Genomic DNA, 20,401 nt, shown 5'->3' on the forward strand with positions numbered 1-20,401 from the left:
GAGGATAAATTATGAGCAAAGAACAGCGTGTTGTAATAACAGGAATTGGCGCATTATCACCTCTAGGCAACGATGCTAAATCATCGTGGGATAACGCATTGAAAGGTGTTAATGGTATTGATAATATTACAAGAATAGACACAACAGATTACAGTGTTCATTTAGCTGGAGAACTAAAAGATTTTAATATAGAAGATCATATTCCGAAAAAAGAAGCACGCAGAATGGATCGTTTCACTCAATATGCAGTAGTAGCTGCTAGAGAAGCGGTTCAAGATGCTAAACTTGAAATTAACGACAACACTGCTAATAGAATAGGAGTATGGATTGGTTCAGGTATTGGTGGTATGGAAACATTTGAAATTTCTCACAGTCAATTAATCAATCGTGGTCCAAGAAAAGTGAGTCCATTTTTTGTACCAATGCTTATACCTGATATGGCTACTGGTCAAGTATCTATTGATATTGGGGCCAAAGGTCCAAATGGTTCAACGGTAACAGCTTGTGCAACTGGTACAAACTCAATCGGAGAAGCATTTAAGATTATTCAACGTGGCGATGCAGATGCAATGGTTACTGGTGGTGCTGAAGCTCCGATCACACATATGGCAATCGCAGGATTTAGTGCTAGTCGTGCGTTATCTACAAACGATGATAAAGAAACAGCATGTCGTCCTTTCCAAGAAGGTCGTGATGGATTCATCATGGGTGAAGGTGCTGGTATTGTAGTATTAGAATCTTTAGATTCAGCAAAAGCACGTGGAGCTCAAATTTATGCAGAAGTTGTAGGGTATGGCTCAACTGGAGATGCATATCATATTACAGCTCCGGCGCCACAAGGTGAAGGCGGTTCTCGTGCTATGCAAGCAGCTATGGATGATGCTGGTATTGAAGCCAAAGACATTCAATATCTTAATGCGCATGGTACAAGTACGCCAGTGGGTGACTTAACTGAAATTCAAGCCATTAAAAATACATTTGGTGAAGCTGCTTCTACATTAAAAGTAAGCTCAACTAAATCAATGACAGGCCACTTACTTGGTGCAACAGGTGGTATTGAGGCAATCTTTTCTGCGCTTTCTATTAGAGATAGTCGTATTGCACCTACAATTAATGCGAATACACCAGATCCAGAATGTGATTTAGATATTGTTCCTAACCAAGCAGAAGATTTAAATATTACTTATGCAATGAGTAATAGCTTAGGTTTCGGTGGGCATAATGCAGTAATTGTATTGAAAAAATTTAGTGACTAAAATTGTATAATAGTCAAATACTGTTATGTTATAAATATTAAAATAAACCAAACACTATGTTTTTAGTGTTTGGTTTATTTTGTGTTCAATGATATTTTGAAAGTTTTCTTTAAAATTTTAACTTCTATTTTATTATTTTTTAAAATATGAAGATTAATCTTCATGGTACTCCTTATTATTATGAATTAAACTTCTTTAAATGAATATAAATTTTTAGATTATTTAAAGTATTGAAAATTATGCTTATTGGCAAGATTATCATTTAAAAGTATAATTTATTTAATAATCATCTATTAACAATATACGTTTAATGTATAATAGTAAACATTCATGAAATGAACAAGGGGGTATATAAGATGAAAAGGTTTTTGACCCTATCCACGACATTAAAAACACGGCTTATAGCAGATTTTATCTTGATTATTGCAAGCCAAGCGATTTTACCTTTTTTGGCGTTATATTTAACTAGTAAAGTAAATGCGGTATTTGCCGGTGTTTTCTTAATTGCAAATCTAATAGTAAGTTTTATTGTATCCTTCATAGGTGGATATATTGGAGATAATTATAATAGGAAGAAAGTGGTGAATTACATCCATTTTCTTTATGCAATCTGTCTTATTATTTTAAGTATAACCGTTACTATGGATGGGATAGGATTAGTTGTATTTTGTGCGACAGTCTTTATATTTGAAATTATGTTTGCAGCGAGCGAACCTATCTTTGAGGCAGCGATTATGGATGCAATTTATGAAGAAGTTCGCGAATACGTTTATCAACTAAATTATTGGATGTTTAATATAAGTACAGCAATTGGTATGGTGCTAGGCGCTCTACTCTATTTAGGTCATAAACGATTATTATTTGTGATTTTTTTCGTAGCAATGCTCATAAGTTGGTACCTTTTTGAGAAATACTATGATGTTGAGCAAGTATATAATAAAAAAGAAGAGTTAACTTCTAAATTTAAACATTTTATAAATAGTTACCATACTGTTATTAAAGATAAATATTTTATGATGCTAAATTTAGGCTATATGTTAGTTATTATGGCTGAGTTAAGTTTAAATTCTTACGTTGTAGTGAGATTGAAGTCTGATTTTGACCCATTAAACTTTTTTGGTTTTTACATAGATGGAGTGAGAATGTTTACTGTTATTATGATAATCAACACACTTGTTGTAGCTACATTAACTTTTACAGTAAATAGAGTTGTGGAATCAACATCCAAAAGAATTGCATTTATTTTAGGTATTATATTATATACTGTTGGTTATAGTGTGCTGACATCTGCGAGTTCATTTTGGATTTTATGTTTATTCTCGATGATTGCTACATTAGGGGAATTGATATACTCACCTATACAAAACGCACAAAGATTTTTAATGATACCAGATGATAAACGAAGTACATACAATACATTTGGTATGGTTTCGTTTTATGGTGGTAATTTATTAGCACGTTCTGGATTAATTATAGGGGCTTTTGTTTTACCATGGATGATGTCGATATACGTTGCAATCGTTGTTTTAATAGGGTTTGTATTGTTATATTATGCTTTGTTTTGTAACCCGAATATTGAAACGAAATAATAAAAAAGAGAGCAAGAAATCATTGTTGGCTAGAATGATTTAGTAGAATTAATCTGTTTTTAGTAAAGATATAATCATTTTCTGTTTATATAATGCATTAGTCCGAGACAACTAGTTATGTCTCGGACTAATTTTTTGTTTTGAATGTTTGTTAGCATTACAAAAAATATATAACGTATCACTATTTTTATTTAAATTAACCAATTAGGTTGGGCTTTAAATTGAAAATGATATGACGATTGTGAGTATTAAATAAAATAAATTAAAACTAAATGCAATTTTCACCCATGGAGAGACAAAATAGTCATCTTTTTTGACTTGCTTAGGTTTGAAAAATTCATCATTTTCCATGGTATCTTTGTGCTTTTTACTTGAAAGCTGATATTTTAGTCTTCTAAAACCATAACTTGTAGGGTCGAAAATACCTTCTTGTACGATGATAATAATAAAAAAGAATACGGTTAACGAAATAGATATATAGAAGAAAATATTAATGAAATAGATTAAGGTATGTGAAACGAAAAACCAAAATAGCAAAGAAAGAATTGGTGTTAAAAGTGCCCAACCAAGTATTGAAGTTAAATTTTTCATTATTTTGTCTCCTTTAATTAATAAATTTATTGTAACTTAAAATTACTTAGAAATGAATAATAATTGATGGAATTTCTTTTACAACAATACTTATAAGATTAATAAATTTATTTAAAAAATGATTCCTTTAATAATGTAAAGTAAAACAATATTGATTAAAATACGAACTAAAAGTATAATGTTATTAAATATTTCTGAATATTTTGAAGGGAATGTTTATTCTGAAATTAAAGGGGGATAAAATATGCTTAAGTATATTATGAAGCGTTTAGGGTATATGATTTTGTCATTATTCATAATCATAACGATCACGTTTTTCTTAATGAAGTTAATGCCAGGTTCACCATTTAATGATGAAAAATTAAATGAAGAGCAGAAACAAATTTTAAATGAAAAATATGGTCTAAATGATCCGGTACCTGTACAGTATGCCAGTTATTTAAAGAATGTTGTTACGGGGGACTTTGGTAACTCATTCCAATATGACAATCAACCTGTTTGGGATTTAATAAAACCTAGGTTATTACCATCGTTTGAGATGGGGATGACGGCGATGGTTATCGGAGTAATACTAGGTTTGATTTTGGGGGTTATAGCAGCAGTACGGCAAAACACCTGGGTGGATTATTCTGCAACGGTAATTTCGGTTATTGCGGTTTCAGTACCTTCATTTGTGTTAGCAGTATTATTACAGTATGTCTTTTCAGTAAGATTACAATGGTTTCCTGTTGCTGGTTGGGAAGGGATATCAACAGCAGTGCTACCTTCACTAGCTTTATCTGCAGCAGTACTGGCAACCGTGGCTAGATACATAAGAGCGGAAATGATTGAAGTATTAAGTTCAGATTATATCTTGTTAGCACGCGCCAAAGGTAATTCAACAATGAGAGTTTTATTCGGTCATGCATTAAGAAATGCATTAATTCCAGTTATAACAATTATAGTACCGATGTTAGCGAGTATACTAACGGGTACATTGACAATTGAAAATATTTTTGGCGTGCCTGGTTTAGGGGATCAATTCGTTAGATCAATAACGACAAATGATTTCCCAGTTATCATGGCTACGACAATTTTATTCAGTACACTATTTATCGTTTCTATTTTCCTTGTAGACATATTATATGGTGTTATTGATCCACGTATTCGTGTACAAGGGGGTAAAAAATAATGTCTGATAAAAGAGATGAAAAATTAAATGATGATCATTCAAATGCAGTGATGACTACTACCTCTGAAGCTATTCCAGCATCTGATTTTATTAGAAGTAACAACGATATAGAAAAAGAACCAGAAATGCAAAGAGAGAGCAAAAACTTTTGGCAAGATGCATGGACGCAATTGAAACGGAATAAACTCGCAGTAGTAGGTATGATTGGTTTAATTATTATTGTGTTATTAGCGTTGATAGGGCCGCTGTTAAGTTCACATGATTATGCTGAACAAGATGTTGAACGTCGTAACTTACCAGCTAAAATACCAGTGTTAGATCAAATTTCATTCTTACCTTTTGATGGTGAAGGCGCACAAGGTGTTGATGCTTATAAAGAAGCTGGCGTTAAAGAGAATTTCTGGTTTGGTACAGACCAATTAGGTAGAGATTTATGGTCAAGAACATGGCAAGGTGCACAAGTGTCATTATTTATTGGTGTTGTCGCTGCCTTACTAGATATATTTATAGGTGTCATTTATGGAGCGATATCAGGATTCTTTGGTGGTCGGTTAGATAATGTCATGCAACGTATTATAGAAATAGTTGCTTCTATTCCAACACTTATTGTTGTGATTTTATTTGTATTGATCTTTGAACCATCTATATGGACGATTATTTTAGCGATGGCTATAACAGGCTGGATTGGTATGAGTCGTGTCGTTCGTGGAGAATTTTTAAAATTAAAAAATCAAGAATTTGTTTTGGCATCGAAGACATTAGGAGCATCAAAATTTAAATTGATTTTCAAACATATCTTGCCTAACACGTTAGGGGTTATCGTAGTTACTTCAATGTTTACAGTACCTAACGCAATATTCTTTGAAGCATTCTTAAGCTTTATTGGTATTGGGGTACCTGCACCAAGAACATCATTAGGTTCATTGGTAAATGAAGGAAGAGCAATGTTGCTCATCCATCCGCATGAATTATTTATACCAGCATTAGTATTGAGTTTATTGATTTTATTCTTCTATCTATTTAGTGATGGATTACGTGATGCATTTGATCCGAAAATGCGTAGATAATAAAAGGAGGCAACAGATATGTCAGAAAGAATATTAGAAGTTAGTGATTTGCATGTTTCCTTTGACATCGACGCAGGGGAAGTGCAAGCGGTAAGAGGCGTTGACTTTGTTATCGATAAAGGGGAGACATTAGCAATTGTTGGTGAATCTGGTTCAGGTAAATCGGTAACAACGAAAGCTATTACGAAATTATTTCAAGGTGACGCCGGGAGAATTAAAAAAGGACAAATTAATTTCTTAGGTGAAGATTTAGCTAAAAAGTCAGAACAAGAATTAATTAAATTACGTGGTAAAGATATTTCTATGATTTTCCAAGACCCAATGACATCATTAAATCCAACAATGAAAATTGGGAAACAGGTAATGGAACCACTAATTAAACATAAAAATTATAATAAGGCGAACGCTAAAAAAAGAGCGTTAGAAATTTTGAATCTAGTGGGCTTACCGAATGCTGAAAAACGATTTAATGCATATCCACATCAATTTTCAGGTGGACAAAGACAAAGAATCGTAATAGCAACAGCACTCGCATGTGAACCTAAAGTGCTTATCGCAGATGAACCTACTACAGCACTCGATGTGACTATGCAAGCACAAATATTAGAACTTATGAAAGAGCTTCAACATAAAATTAGCACCTCTATTATATTTATTACACATGATCTAGGTGTTGTAGCAAACATAGCGGATAGAGTTGCTGTTATGTATGGCGGCCAAATGGTAGAAACAGGTGATGTAGATGAAATATTCTATGATCCTAAACATCCATATACTTGGGGATTGCTTTCCTCAATGCCAGATTTATCAACAGGTACAGATACAGAGTTACTAGCAATACCGGGTACACCGCCAGATTTGCTACACCCACCAAAAGGCGACGCATTTGCGGACCGTAGTCAATTCGCTTTAGACATTGATTTCAAGACACCACCACCGTGGTTTCAAGTATCGCCAACACATTTTGTAAAATCATGGTTATTGGACGAGCTTGCGCCTCATATAGAACCACCTGAAATGGTCAAAAAACGTTTGCGTAATATGCCGAATAACTTTGGTAAACCACAACAGGTAGAAAGGGTGTCGTTCAATGGAGAATAGTAATGAGCTATTATTGCAAGTGAAAAATTTAAAACAATATTTTAACGAAGGTAAGCGAAATGAAGTTAGAGCTATTGAAAATATTTCTTTTGATGTATATAAGGGCGAAACTTTTGGACTTGTTGGTGAATCTGGTTGTGGAAAGTCAACAACAGGCAAAGCAATTATTAAATTAAATGACATAACAGATGGCGAGATTTTATATGAAGGTGTAGATATCCAAAAAATTAAAAACCGTAAAGATTCTTTGAAATTCAATAAAAAAATTCAGATGATTTTCCAAGATCCTTATGCTTCATTAAATCCAAGGCTTAAAGTAATGGATATCGTAGCTGAAGGTATTGATATACACAAACTTTCAACAGGGGTAAAAGATCGTAAAAGACGTGTTTATGATTTGCTAGAAACTGTTGGTTTAAGTAAAGAGCATGCCAATCGTTATCCCCATGAATTCTCAGGTGGACAACGTCAACGTATAGGAATTGCAAGAGCATTAGCAGTGGAACCGGAGTTTATCATTGCCGATGAGCCTATTTCGGCATTAGATGTATCAATTCAAGCTCAAGTGGTAAATTTATTATTGAAATTACAAAGAGAGCGTGGCATTACATTCTTGTTTATTGCCCATGATCTATCGATGGTTAAATATATCTCAGACAGAATTGCAGTTATGCATTTTGGTAAAATTGTAGAAATAGGTAGTGCAGATGAAATTTACAATCATCCAATGCATCCATACACAAAATCATTACTTTCTGCTGTACCTCAGCCTGACCCTGAAAGTGAAAGAGTTAGAAAAAGAACTCACTTTAAAGAAGATGACACTAAAAATAGTCAACGATCGTTACATGAAATTAGAGCAAGTCATTATGTATTTACCACAGATGAAGAAGCTGAAGAATTAAAATCTCAATCACAAGCAGCTTCTGTTTAACAGGGAAAGGGGGGGAATATGATGAAAAAATTCAAGTTCTTAATTATTTTAGTAGCACTATCAGTTGTGTTAGCAGGTTGTGGTAACGCTGAAGGGGTGTACTCAGATAAAGGTCAGGTATTTAGAAAAGTGATACCACAAGATATTTCTTCATTAGATACGGCATTAGCTACTGATACAGTTTCATTTGATATATATAATCAAGTATATGAAGGGCTATATACTTTAGACGAAAATGATAAAGCTAAACCAGGTGTCGCAAAAGCTATGCCCAAAGAAAGCAACGGCGGTAAAACTTTGACAATTGATTTACGTAAAGATGCAAAATGGTCAAATGGAGATCCAGTTACGGCGCATGATTTTGAATTTGCGTGGAAACGCGTCGTTAATCCAGACACGGCATCTGAATATGCTTATATTATGTATGATTTGAAAAATGCTGAAGAAATAAATATGGGCAAAAAAGACGTAGATGAGCTAGGCGTTAAAGCAGTAGATGACCACACATTGAAAGTAGAATTAACAAAACCTATACCATATATGAACGAGATGCTGGCCTTTGCAACGTTTATGCCACAAAATGAAAAAGCTGTGAAGAAAGCCGGGCAACAATATGGCACTACAGCTGATAAAACAGTATTCAATGGACCATTTAAAGTCAAAGATTGGAAAGTTGAAGATAAAATACAACTTGTTAAAAATGATGATTATTGGGATAAAAAAGCAGTGAATTTAGACCGTGTAAATTATAAAGTGTTGAAAGACCAGCAAGCAGGGGCCTCATTGTATGATACAGGTTCTATAGATGACACAACGATTACAGCTGATCAAGTAGATAAATATGCAGATAATCCTGGATTAAAGAAACGTTTATTAGCAAGTACATTTTATATTAAGTTAAATCGAGACAATGTACCGGAATTTAAAAACAAAGACTTAAGATTAGCAATTTCACAAGCTATCAATAAAGAAGGCTATGTAAATTCAGTTAAAAATAATGGTTCTGAGGCTACAGATGGTTTTACTTCTAAATTAACAGCTAAAACACCAGACGGTAAGGATTTTACCGAATCAATCGATTCGCCATTAACATATAATCCAAAAGCAGCAAAACAACATTTAGAGAAAGCCAAAAAAGATTTAGGGATCAAAGAATTAACATTTACAATGAATACAGAAGATACTCCAGATGCAAAAATATCAGCAGAGTATATTAAAGCGCAAGTTGAAAGTAATTTGCCAGGAGTTACATTGAAAATTAAACAATTACCATTTAAACAAAGAGTGAACCAAGAACATTCTGAAACATTTGAAGCATCATTATCTGGTTGGGGGCCAGATTATCCAGATCCATTAACATTCTTGAATATTATGACTACAGGTAATCCATCTAATAATACAGGATGGGGTAATAAAGAATTCGATAAATTAGTTAAAGATGCCAATGGCAAATTATTGAAGAAACCGGAAGAACGTAATGCAGCTATGAAGGAAGCAGAGGAGTTACTATTAGCAGAAGCACCAGTTGCACCAATATACCAAAAAGGGGAAGCGCACTTAACTAACCCACAAGTTAAAGGTTTGGTATATCATCAAATTGGTGGAGATACAACACTAAAACATGTGAAAATTGATAAGAGTATTGATCCTAAAACTGGTAAAAAGAAATAAAAAATAAGCATTAAAAAAGGAGAATCCAATGTACTGGATTCTCCTTTTTATATTGTGGGCATTTTAAGGTCAATAACTTATCTTTTACGACCTAAGCCCATAGCTTTTTCCATTTTTTTCAATGTTTTAAATGAGACTTTTTGTGCTTTATCTCTACCATTATCTAAAATTGTATCAAGCTCATCAGAATTGAAATAGTATTCATACTTTTCTTGGAAATTAGTTAAAAATGATTTTACGATTTCTGCTAAATCTGCTTTAAACACACCATAGTTTGAGTCTTTATACTTTTCTTGAAGTGAATCAAGCGATTCATCAGTTAAGCTTGAATAAATAGATAATAAATTAGAAATGCCAGGTTTATTTTCACGATCAAATTTAATGATACCGTCAGAATCGGTTACAGCACTTTTAATCTTTTTAGCGGCAACATTTGGCTGATCAAGCAATGAGATAAAGTTCTTTTGGTTGTCATCACTTTTACTCATTTTTTTAGTTGGATCTTGAAGACTCATCACACGGCCGCCAACTTTTGGCATACGGATTTCTGGTTTGATTAATACATCATTATAACGAGAGTTAAATCTGTCTACTAGATTACGTGTTAACTCCATATGTTGTTTTTGATCATCACCAACTGGCACGATATTAGTGTTATAAATAACAATATCAGCAGCCATCAAAGGTGGATAAGTTAACAATCCGGCTGGTACGCCTTCAGTTTGTTTTACTGCTTTATCTTTAAATTGCGTCATACGTTCTAGTTCGCCAATTGAAGAAATCGTAGTGAGCATCCAACTAGCTTGAACATGCGCAGGCACTTCAGATTGTATAAATAGTGTTGATTTTTCTGGGTCTATGCCAGAAGCTAAATAGATTGCAGCAAGTTGTCTAATTTGTTTACGAAGCTTTAATCGATCTTGGGGTACCGTTATTGCATGCTGGTCAACGATACAAAAGAAACAATCGTAATCATCTTGTACTTCACCAAATTGTTTCAATGCGCCAATGTAATTACCGATTGTTGGAATCCCACTAGGCTGGATACCTGAAAATAATGTTTCCATTTTATGATGCCTACTTTCTGAAATTTAATTTAATACACAATACGTTTATTATAACAGTATTTCAATCATTTGTAAGTTATGTTAAACTACTTGTACATCAATATTTCTAGTTGAATTTATTGAGAAATACTTTTATTTTAAATTTTTTGAAAAAAATTAGAGAATTCTCATTTAATTTTAATGTTGAAAGGGTATACTTTCATTGTAAGGTTAAGGAAGGCGAAGAAAACTATAAAGTTTCCTAATCATATAAATATTGAAATCAAATGAATTTACATTCATGAAAAATAGGAGAGTGAGATGTATGGTAACATTATTTACTTCACCAAGTTGCACATCTTGCCGTAAAGCGAAAGCATGGTTACAAGAACATGACATTCCGTATACGGAGCGTAACATTTTTTCAGAACACTTAACAATTGACGAAATCAAACAAATTTTAAAAATGACTGAAGACGGTACTGATGAAATTATATCTACACGTTCTAAAACATACCAAAAATTAAATGTAGATATTGATGCATTACCACTTCAAGATTTATATTCAATTATTCAAGACAACCCTGGTTTATTACGTCGTCCAATTATTTTAGACGAAAAACGTCTACAAGTTGGTTATAACGAAGATGAAATCAGACGTTTCTTACCAAGAAAAGTTCGTACGTTCCAATTGCAAGAAGCGCAACGTATGGTTGACTAAGACAAATTATAAGTGAAATAAATAAACCTTAAACCATAAAGTAATGAATTAAAAGTTACTTTATGGTTTTGTTATATTTAACATAACAAATATTCAGGGGCTTAGGTCAAACGCAAAGGTTGCCTAAGTGAAAAAATAGATTTAATATAGAGATAAGTTAATTTTGACGCAGCACGCTTGAATAGTTAGTGCTGTTTTTTTGGCTAATATAAGGGTATATGTTAATATAAGATACTAATTGGAATTTAGTGAAATTTAATCAAACAAATCAATTGTAATTATTGCTATGTTCTAATACAATATGATTACTATTCATCGACTGTAAGGAGTGAGATGATATGAGAATAGAGCGCGTTGACGATACTACCGTTAAATTATTTATAACATATAGTGATATTGAAGCAAGAGGGTTTAAACGTGAAGATTTATGGACTAATCGCAAACGTGGAGAAGAATTCTTTTGGAATATGATGGAAGAAATTAATGAAGAAGAAGACTTTGTTGTTGAAGGCCCGTTATGGATTCAAGTACATGCTTTTGAAAAAGGTGTTGAGGTGACGATATCTAAATCTAAAAATGAAGATTTGATTAATATGTCAGAGGACGATAGTGAACAGCTTGATTACCAAGTAAATGATTTATTATCACAGACGTTTGATCAAGACGATAGTTTAGAAGATTTATTTGAGCAACGTCAACAACAGAAAGAAAATAGCCATAGCCAAGAACGCAACGACCATAAGCAACAAAATACACGTACCGTTATTGTTAAATTTAGTGATTTAGAAGAAGTAATCGATTATGCACATCACAACGATCAAGTGACAGATGCATTTGAAGATTTATTATATAGTCTTAACAATATTTATTATTACGCTGTGCACTTTGACGAAAATGTAGATCAAGAAACAATTAATGATAGTTATAGTCAATTACTTGAGTTCGCATATCCTACTGATAAATCAGAAGTATATTTAAATGACTACGCAAAAATAATTATGAGCCATAATGTCGCTTCGCAAGTGAGACGTTATTTTCCAAACACTGCAGAATAATTAATATGAATAAAATTATAAAGAACAACATAACCATTTCTACAATTAATTTGTAATATATAGAGTTATGTTTTGTTTAAAAAGATTTAAAACCAACAAAGCTTATGTTTTGTTGGTTTTTTTATATCATTATATCAAGTGAGTATATAGTACAGTTTATTAAAGTAATTTGTGTGAAATCACCGTGTATACTAAATGAGGTGATTTAAATATGTTATATGCCAAGGATAGCAACGACACATTAATGATTGCGCGTAATGCTAATAAAAACGGTGATTATCACTGTCCATATTGTAAAAACAAAGTTGTTTTAAAAAATGGGTCAATAAAAGCATCACATTTTGCTCATTTACATAAAAATTCAAACCTTTGTAACAAGAGTGAGACATACGAACACTATATGTTTAAATACGAATTAGCACAAAAATTGAATGAGTTAAATTTTTATGTAGTGATTGAACCATATATATCACAGTGCTATCAATATCCAGATTTAATTATTAATAATAAAATTGCGGTTGAAATTCAATTTTCAAATATAACAATTGATAATATTAAAAAACGAAGCAATGCTTTAGCTAAAATTGGTTTTGATGTTGTTTGGATTATCGGTAAATTGAAATATAATAAAAGGACGAATATATTGACTTTAAATAAGTGCGAACGGGCGTATATTGATTTGAAAAAAAGGCAACTATTTTCATGGCATAGTGATACGTTTGTATTATATAGATATAAAATAGTCCAATTTATTGGAGGGAATCGTTTTATAGCACATAGGGAACAACTTTCCTATAAACAATTTACATATTATTTTTATAAAAGTGATTCTGTAATGTTACCATGTAATTTTAAATTAACGCACTCTGCGATTAAACAATACATTAAGAATTGCAGACGTCAATGCTCTGTTAAAGAGCCTAGTTTAAGCGTTATTTATAATTTGCAATTAGGGGAAACATGGATTTGTGAAAATTTAGGCATAGTGTATCCAGAGCAGATATTTATACAATCCCACCCTATTTATTGGCAATTACAATTGATGAATAGAATTGATAAAAATAAAATTAATGTAAGGGAATTTTCGAATACTATTAAATATAATGAATTTTATAATTATGAAGTTAATAGACTGTTAATAGCTCAAAGAATTGTTCACAAATTTCAAAAATCATATCAAAATATTGGGTATAATAACGTGCAAAATTGAGCCTTACATGAGAAAATTATAGTATTGAATTTAATAGGAGGTTTACTAAAATTATGACACAACAATTAACAAGAGAAGAACAAGAACGTAAATATCCTGAATATACATGGGATTTAACTACCATATTCGAATCGGATGAAGCTTTTGAAGAAGCTTTTAAAGAAGCAGAGCAAAATTTAGGAAAAGAACAACAATTTAAAGGTCATTTAGCTGATAGTGCTGAAACTTTATATCAAGCATTAGCTTTAGAAGATGAATTAGGTTCTAAATTAGAAAAAGTTTATGTATATGCACATTTAAAGCAAGATCAAGACACAGCAAATGATAAATATACAGGCTATGAAGCGCGTGCGCATCAGTTAATAATTAAGTTTAGTTCAGGTTGGAGTTTTTTAGTACCTGAAATTTTACAAATTGATGAAGATAAGATCCAATTATTTATTGAAGAAAATGACGATTTGAAACAATACGCATTTGATTTGAAATTAATAAATGAAAAGCGTCCACATGTCTTGAGTGCAGACAAAGAAAAATTACTTACTGAGGCACAAGATGCTTTATCAACTGCTGACAATGTATACGGTATGTTTAGTAATGCAGACTTAGAATTTGATGATGCTATTGATAAGGATGGTAATCGTCATTCTCTTACACAAGGTACATTTATAAAATGTTTAGAATCAGATGACCGTATATTGAGAAAATCTGCATTTGAAAATTTATATAAAGCTTATGGTGCATACAATAACACTTTAAGTGCTACATTAGCAGGAGAAGTTAAAAAGAATGTATTTAATGCGCGTACACATAATTATGAATCTGCAAGAGCAGCAGCTTTAAGTAATAATCATATTCCAGAAGCTGTTTATGACAATTTAGTAAAAACAGTACACAAATATTTACCATTATTGCATCGTTATACAAAATTACGTAAGGAATTATTAGGTCTAGAAGACATGAAAATGTACGACTTGTATACTCCTTTAGTTAAAGATGTGAAGTTTGAAATGCCATACGAGGAAGCGAAAGACTGGATGGTTAAAGCTTTACAACCTATGGGCGAAGAATACATGGAAGTAGTAAATGAAGGATTAAATAATCGTTGGGTAGACGTCTTTGAAAATAAAGGTAAACGTTCAGGCGGTTATTCTTCAGGTGCACATCTAACAAATCCATTTATTTTATTAAATTGGTCAAATACTGTGTCTGATTTATATACGTTAGTACATGAATTTGGTCATTCTGCTCATAGTTATTTTAGTCGTAAAAATCAACCATCTAATTCAAGTGATTATACAATATTTGTCGCGGAAGTAGCATCTACATGTAATGAAGCTTTACTAAGTGATTATATGGATAAACATTTAGATGATGAACGTAGGTTATTATTGTTAAATCAAGAACTAGAGCGTTTCCGTGCTACTTTATTTAGACAAACGATGTTTGCTGAATTTGAACACAAAATACATCAAATAGAAGAAGCGGGAGAACCGCTGACAGCAAATCGTATGAACGAAGAATATGCTGAATTAAACCGTGTTTATTTTGGTGATTCAGTTGAAACGGATGAAGATATCAGCAAAGAATGGTCAAGAATCCCTCACTTTTATATGAATTATTATGTGTATCAATATGCAACAGGATATAGTGCTGCACAAAGTTTAAGTCATCAGATATTAACTGAAGGCCAACCAGCAGTAGATAGATATATTAATGAATTCCTGAAAAAAGGTAGTTCAAATTACCCAATTGAAATCTTGAAAAATGCTGGGGTAGATATGACAACACCTGAACCAATTGAACAAGCTTGCCAAGTATTTGAACAAAAATTAGATGCTTTTGAAAAGCTAATGAAAGCTTAGTATGAATGTATTCGGTTACAATATGACAAGTTTGTGACAAACTGAACTTATTTAATTTAAAAGGTTGAAAGGTGTATTTTACCGTGTTATATTATAAACATGAAATTAATCACATAACAAACATACCCCTTTGTTTGAAGTGAAAAATTTCTCCCATCCCCTTTGTTTAGCGCCGTGTAATCAGACACGGCGTTTTTTTTATGCCCTTTTAAATTATCCTTCTAAAAATGAGTATAATTGAATAACTATTCAATAAACTTTAAGTGAAAAAAGATATAGAAAAACAAAAAACGATGATTTTTACTGTGTTTCGTAAAAATCATCGCTTTTTAATTTGATCATTTTATTTATGTTAAAATTTAATTCATAAAGGGGATTTAGTTAAATCTTAATCACATTAATTTTTAGCTTTCCAAAATTTACCATCTGGTGATTTAAGTTTTTCAATTTTTTGTTGTATTGCTAACTTTTTCAGCTCTTTATTCATTAATTTTTCTGGCCACTCATATATTGTTAGTAACTCTTCTTTAGTAACTAATTGTTGTTGTTGGATGTATTCTTCAAGACTTGGTGGTAATTCTTTTTCTATTGTTGAACCAATGAGTTCGTTAATAATATAAGTGTAAATATGATAAGGGTATAGTCCTTCTACTTTTAACCCTTCTTCGTGAACGTCTTCGCTAAAGAATACAAGGGAAGGGGCTTCTTCAATTTCCATTTCTCGTGCGATATGCAAATCTACTTGTAAACTTTCTTTTAAACAGTTACTTTGCAAATCTTCTTTAAAAACTTCGTAGTCTAGTCCTGCGTTACTGATACAATTATTAACCATCGATTCTGTAATAATATCTCGCTTTGGTATAATCTCATTTTGTACAAGATGTATAAAACGCTCCGCACGTATTCGTCCTTGAAGCTCAGCAGCTTTATATGCAAGTGCGATATTATCTAAATCAGATGTACTTTGCGCTTGGCATTTAGTCAAAACGCGTAATGATGGGTTCAATATATGTCTAATACTTATATATTGTTTATACTCAATGCGCAATTTAGAAAGGATTGCAGATAATTTAAAACATTCCTTACTGAAAGGATCAAAAAAGGAATAAATTTCTATCTTACTAACAGGTGAAAGATTTACATCTTCACGACTATTGGGTTGTATTAATCTTAATTCTTCAGTCATGTCTATTCCACCTACAATTAATTTTCGGAATTAACCATGTGATTCGCTGTTAAGCGTAATCTCTCGTATAAATAATCACCGACACCTTCGGGAAAATTAGCATGCTGTATGGCTTTATACATATTTTCGAGCCAAGCATCGCGTTCATGATTTGTTATAATAAAATCTAAATGACGTCTTTTCAACATTGGATGACCATGTTCTTGTGTATAAAGATTTGGCCCACCTAGGAATTGAGTCAAAAATTGTTTTTGTTTTCTACTTGTTTCAGAAAAATCTCCAGGAAACAAATGATTAATTCTACTATCTTGTTCAACTAAGTAATAAAAGTAATCAATCATCTCATATAAGGCTTTTTGGCCAATGATTTCGTATGGTGTTTGCGTCATAATATCACCGTATCCTGTTAATATAATACTAATATAACATGAATTTTTACATTTGGAAGTAATTCGACTTTTTGCAATTGCATGTAATTAGTTATGATATAAATTTGATTTACGATCAAAAAATCTTTGTACTTTGTTAGATGGAATTTCATGTTTCATATCAAATTTTTCAAGGATTGATTTAAATTGAATTAAACCTTCATCATAATCTTCTACTTCATATTCTAATTCATAGTCTTCGCAATCTAGGTAAGTACTTTTATCAAGCACAAGTAAGTTTCCATTTATTTCTTTCTCTAAACGTTCAGTTTTAAGTGAACCTAGAATAATTAATTGACTTAAATCAATATCCATTTTTATAAGTTGATCTGCAATTTCAGAAGGCAACGATTGTTCTGGAATAAGTTTGTCTAATTTAGGAACGATATGTGTTTCAAAATTGTATTCAGTAAGACCGACTTCAGCTGGTATTTTTAATGTCATCTCTAGGTATTCATCTTTTACTCGAATTCTTAAAGCTGATTTATGATTTTTTAAATCAAAATCCGGCGTATCAATATAGTAATTTGTTTGTTTAAAAGACTCAATTTCTCTGAAATAGATTTTATGAATAGCATTGTATTGTGCTTCTGTTAACAATTGTTTGAATTCAATCTCGTTGTTTGTTGCCACTATAATCTCTCCTTCTGATGCGTATGTTCCTTTATTTTAAAACACTTTTTATTTAATTTAAATTGAACTGCATTTGTGATTACATAAATAGTTGAAATTGATAGCTTAATGTTGTTATAACATTATCTTGGAACATGTTATGTAGCATGAAATTATGTTAAAATAATGAAGAATAAGGAGGAACAAGCATGCGTATTTATGTGAATGAAATAAAAATTACAGAAGATAGTATTAATTGCTATACAGAACAATCCACAGAAGGATTACAAGAAGCAGGACAAATGCTTGTTGATAGTGATAATTACAGCTTTGCATATATATTAGACGATGGACAAAACTATTCTTATTTGATATTTGTTCAAGAAACATGGTCTATGTTACATGAAAACAAAGGCAAGAAAATTATCGTTAATGACGACTTAGAATTAAAACAATTCGAAAATGAGTTTAATTACATATTGGATAACATTCAGGGTAATTCAAATTATGGTAAGGAGTTTGTTTCCGTTGTAGAGGACATTTTCGAATTAGATTGAAGCGGAGTGAGGCACAATGAATCAATGGGATCAGTTTTTATCTCCATATAAACAAGCGGTAGACGAATTGAAAATTAAATTAAAAGGGCTTAGAAAACAATACGAAGTAGAAGATAATGCATCTCCTATAGAATTTGTAACAGGCCGAGTCAAACCTATGACAAGTATTATTGATAAAGCTAATAAACGCCAAATCTCTTTTGATCGTTTACATGAAGAAATGTATGATATTGCAGGTTTGCGTTTAATGTGTCAATTTGTTGATGATATTGATATTGTGGTTAATTTATTAAGACAGCGTCAAGATTTTAAAGTTGTAGAAGAGCGGGATTACATTAGTAATACCAAACAAAGTGGTTATCGTTCATTTCATGTTATTATTGAATATCCTATTGAAACATTAAATGGAGAAAAGAAAATATTAGCAGAAATTCAAATTAGAACGTTGGCTATGAATTTTTGGGCAACGATAGAACATACTTTGAGATATAAATATGATGGAGATTATCCACCAGAGATTCAACATCGATTAGAAAGGGCTGCAGAAGCGGCATTTTTGCTAGATGAAGAGATGTCAGAAATAAAAGAAGAAATTCAAGAAGCTCAGAAATATTATTCTAAAAAGCGTGCGAAAAAGCATAATAATGACTAGGGGATGTTACGATGCGTTACACGATTTTATCTAAAGGTGATTCAAAATCTAATGCTTTAAAACATAAAATGATTAACCATATGAAAGATTTTCAGATGGTTGAAGATCCGGATAATCCAGAAATCGTAATTTCTGTTGGTGGGGACGGAACACTGTTACAAGCTTTTCATCAGTATAGTCATATGCTATCTCGTTGTGCGTTTGTAGGTGTTCATACAGGGCATTTAGGTTTTTATGCTGATTGGGTGCCACATGAAGTTGAGAAACTTATAATTGAGATTAATAACTCTGAATTCCAAGTTATTGAATATCCCTTGTTAGAAATGATAGTACGTTATAATGATAATGGATATGAGACACGTCATTTAGCATTAAATGAGGCTACTATGAAAACTGAAAATGGTTCGACCTTAGTTGTCGATGTGAATATTAGAGGTAATCAATTTGAACGCTTTAGAGGTGATGGTTTGTGTATTTCAACGCCATCAGGTTCTACAGCATATAATAAGGCACTAGGAGGCGCATTAATACACCCATCATTAGAAGCTATGCAAATTGCTGAAATTGCATCAATTAATAATCGTGTATTTAGAACAGTAGGCTCTCCTTTAGTCTTACCAAAACATCATACATGTTTAATAACACCAGTTAATCATGATACTATTTTAACGACGATTGACCACGTTAGTATAAAACATAAAAATGTTAATGCGATACAATATCGCGTTGCAAATGAAAAAATTCGATTTGCTAGATTTAGACCATTTCCTTTTTGGAAAAGGGTACACGACTCGTTCATCTCGAGTGGAGATGATGAGTAAATGAAATTTACTTATATGATACAGCGACCAGAAATGGTTCGCACATTTTTACAGCAACAAGAGTTTTCTAAACGGACGATAAGCGCCATTAAGCATAATGGCGCTTTATTAGTTAATGGACAACCAGTTACCGTCAGAAAGCAATTAGCTATAAATGATATTTTAGAAGTATTTTTAAGTGAAGAAACACCTAGCCCTAACTTAAATCCATTTTACGACACATTAAATATTTTATATGAAGACTCATATTTAATTATTGTGTCGAAATCTGCCCAACAAAATTGTGCACCTTCTAGAGATCATTTACATTTTAGTTTAGTAGAGCAAGTGTTGGGTTATTTTAATGATAGAAAGATATCATTGACCCCACATATTGTTACGCGTTTAGACCGTAATACTTCAGGGATTGTTGTGTTGGCCAAGCATGGATTTATTCATCATTTAATGAACCAAATTAAAATTGATAAAAAATATTTATGTATTTGTCAGGGGTTATTAGACGGTGAAGGTTTAATTGATGCTCCTATCGCAAGACATCCTGAAAGTATTATTCAGCGCCAAGTCAGTCGTTTAGGAAAGGCCTCACAGACTAGATATGAAGCGCTCGAACATATAGGCAACCGCACCTTATGTGAAGTGAAATTGCTGACAGGAAGAACGCATCAAATACGTGTGCATTTTCAACATATCGGTCATCCATTAGTGGGTGATGACTTGTATGGTGGTAAAGATGAAACTTACCATCATCAATTATTACGTTGTATCCAGATATCATTTATACATCCAATTAAAAATCAAAAGATTGTAATAAACGATAGATATGACGCGATTGAAACTATATTTAATATGATATAATTTAAAAGAACTATGG

General features: G+C 32.1%; 20 protein-coding genes. 15 read left to right on the top strand and 5 right to left on the bottom strand.

Annotation, left to right across the window (positions count from 1 at the left end):
- Positions 1-11 precede the first annotated feature (11 nt).
- Together fabF and ACF91D_RS19805 are read left to right on the top strand one after the other, a co-directional pair.
- Positions 12-1,256, top strand: a complete 1,245-nt coding sequence (fabF, locus tag ACF91D_RS19800) for a beta-ketoacyl-ACP synthase II (protein ID WP_039067776.1) — start codon at positions 12-14, stop codon at positions 1,254-1,256.
- Positions 1,257-1,612: 356 nt separating this feature from the next.
- Positions 1,613-2,845, top strand: coding sequence for an MFS transporter (locus tag ACF91D_RS19805; RefSeq protein WP_101094337.1), 1,233 nt, complete (start codon positions 1,613-1,615; stop codon positions 2,843-2,845).
- 216 nt (positions 2,846-3,061) lie between these two features.
- On the opposite strand, the gene ACF91D_RS19810 is transcribed toward ACF91D_RS19805, so the two are convergent.
- A complete protein-coding gene (locus tag ACF91D_RS19810; protein WP_069792449.1) occupies positions 3,062-3,436 on the bottom strand; it encodes a DUF3899 domain-containing protein in 375 nt (124 codons plus the stop codon).
- A gap of 244 nt (positions 3,437-3,680) precedes the next feature.
- Between ACF91D_RS19810 and opp3b the strand changes: the two genes are divergently transcribed.
- The 5 genes from opp3b to ACF91D_RS19835 are packed head-to-tail and all read left to right on the top strand — an operon-like array spanning position 3,681 to position 9,380.
- A complete protein-coding gene (gene opp3b / locus ACF91D_RS19815; RefSeq protein WP_039067772.1) occupies positions 3,681-4,607 on the top strand; it encodes an oligopeptide ABC transporter permease in 927 nt (308 codons plus the stop codon).
- A complete protein-coding gene (opp3C, locus tag ACF91D_RS19820) occupies positions 4,607-5,674 on the top strand; it encodes an oligopeptide ABC transporter permease (protein ID WP_069792448.1) in 1,068 nt (355 codons plus the stop codon). Before opp3b ends, opp3C begins: the two co-directional genes overlap by 1 nt.
- Before the next feature lie 18 nt (positions 5,675-5,692).
- Positions 5,693-6,775, top strand: coding sequence for an ABC transporter ATP-binding protein (locus ACF91D_RS19825; protein ID WP_392437591.1), 1,083 nt, complete (start codon positions 5,693-5,695; stop codon positions 6,773-6,775).
- Positions 6,765-7,709, top strand: coding sequence for an ABC transporter ATP-binding protein (locus tag ACF91D_RS19830; RefSeq protein ID WP_039067768.1), 945 nt, complete (start codon positions 6,765-6,767; stop codon positions 7,707-7,709). The genes ACF91D_RS19825 and ACF91D_RS19830 overlap by 11 nt, the downstream gene beginning before the upstream one ends.
- Before the next feature lie 21 nt (positions 7,710-7,730).
- A complete protein-coding gene (locus ACF91D_RS19835) occupies positions 7,731-9,380 on the top strand; it encodes a peptide ABC transporter substrate-binding protein (protein WP_101051352.1) in 1,650 nt (549 codons plus the stop codon).
- Between the two features lie 77 nt (positions 9,381-9,457).
- Here ACF91D_RS19835 and trpS read toward each other — a convergent pair whose 3' ends face one another.
- Positions 9,458-10,447, bottom strand: coding sequence for a tryptophan--tRNA ligase (trpS, locus tag ACF91D_RS19840; RefSeq protein WP_039067766.1), 990 nt, complete (start codon positions 10,445-10,447; stop codon positions 9,458-9,460).
- 304 nt (positions 10,448-10,751) lie between these two features.
- Between trpS and spxA the strand changes: the two genes are divergently transcribed.
- The 4 genes from spxA to pepF all read left to right on the top strand — a co-directional run bounded on the left by spxA (position 10,752) and on the right by pepF (position 15,274).
- Positions 10,752-11,147 (top strand): transcriptional regulator SpxA, encoded by a 396-nt coding sequence (gene spxA, locus ACF91D_RS19845; RefSeq protein ID WP_002483765.1) that lies wholly within the window; start codon positions 10,752-10,754, stop codon positions 11,145-11,147.
- Positions 11,148-11,485: 338 nt separating this feature from the next.
- Positions 11,486-12,202: an adaptor protein MecA gene (mecA, locus tag ACF91D_RS19850; RefSeq protein WP_039067765.1), complete on the top strand. Its 717-nt coding sequence runs from the start codon at positions 11,486-11,488 to the stop codon at positions 12,200-12,202.
- 211 nt (positions 12,203-12,413) lie between these two features.
- Positions 12,414-13,412, top strand: a complete 999-nt coding sequence (locus ACF91D_RS19855; protein ID WP_101051351.1) for a competence protein CoiA — start codon at positions 12,414-12,416, stop codon at positions 13,410-13,412.
- 53 nt (positions 13,413-13,465) lie between these two features.
- Positions 13,466-15,274: an oligoendopeptidase F gene (gene pepF, locus ACF91D_RS19860; protein WP_069792445.1), complete on the top strand. Its 1,809-nt coding sequence runs from the start codon at positions 13,466-13,468 to the stop codon at positions 15,272-15,274.
- A gap of 397 nt (positions 15,275-15,671) precedes the next feature.
- Here the strand turns inward: pepF and yjbH are convergent, their stop codons facing one another.
- From yjbH to ACF91D_RS19875, 3 genes are all read right to left on the bottom strand, one after another.
- Positions 15,672-16,460, bottom strand: coding sequence for a protease adaptor protein YjbH (gene yjbH / locus ACF91D_RS19865; RefSeq protein ID WP_039067761.1), 789 nt, complete (start codon positions 16,458-16,460; stop codon positions 15,672-15,674).
- Positions 16,461-16,477: 17 nt separating this feature from the next.
- Complete coding sequence (locus ACF91D_RS19870) at positions 16,478-16,849, bottom strand: truncated hemoglobin YjbI (RefSeq protein WP_039067759.1); 372 nt, start codon at positions 16,847-16,849, stop codon at positions 16,478-16,480.
- 87 nt (positions 16,850-16,936) lie between these two features.
- Positions 16,937-17,521 carry a CYTH domain-containing protein gene (locus tag ACF91D_RS19875; RefSeq protein ID WP_101051350.1) on the bottom strand — a complete coding sequence of 195 codons (585 nt, stop codon included), beginning with the start codon at positions 17,519-17,521 and terminating at the stop codon, positions 16,937-16,939.
- A gap of 188 nt (positions 17,522-17,709) precedes the next feature.
- On the opposite strand from ACF91D_RS19875, the gene ACF91D_RS19880 reads away from it, so the two are divergent.
- From ACF91D_RS19880 to ACF91D_RS19895, 4 genes are read left to right on the top strand one after another with little or no spacing between them, the layout of a single operon-like run.
- A complete protein-coding gene (locus tag ACF91D_RS19880) occupies positions 17,710-18,057 on the top strand; it encodes a UPF0738 family protein (RefSeq protein WP_017722300.1) in 348 nt (115 codons plus the stop codon).
- A 16-nt stretch (positions 18,058-18,073) separates the two neighbouring features.
- Positions 18,074-18,709 (top strand): GTP diphosphokinase, encoded by a 636-nt coding sequence (gene yjbM, locus ACF91D_RS19885; protein WP_017722299.1) that lies wholly within the window; start codon positions 18,074-18,076, stop codon positions 18,707-18,709.
- An 11-nt stretch (positions 18,710-18,720) separates the two neighbouring features.
- The gene (locus ACF91D_RS19890) at positions 18,721-19,530 is read left to right on the top strand and encodes an NAD kinase (RefSeq protein ID WP_039067757.1); all 810 of its coding nucleotides are present in this window, start codon (positions 18,721-18,723) and stop codon (positions 19,528-19,530) included.
- Positions 19,531-20,385 (top strand): RluA family pseudouridine synthase, encoded by an 855-nt coding sequence (locus ACF91D_RS19895; protein WP_101051349.1) that lies wholly within the window; start codon positions 19,531-19,533, stop codon positions 20,383-20,385. It begins immediately after the preceding gene.
- Positions 20,386-20,401 lie beyond the last annotated feature (16 nt).

Source organism: Staphylococcus sp. 231237_7MaSpsaltlick, from assembly GCF_043107035.1.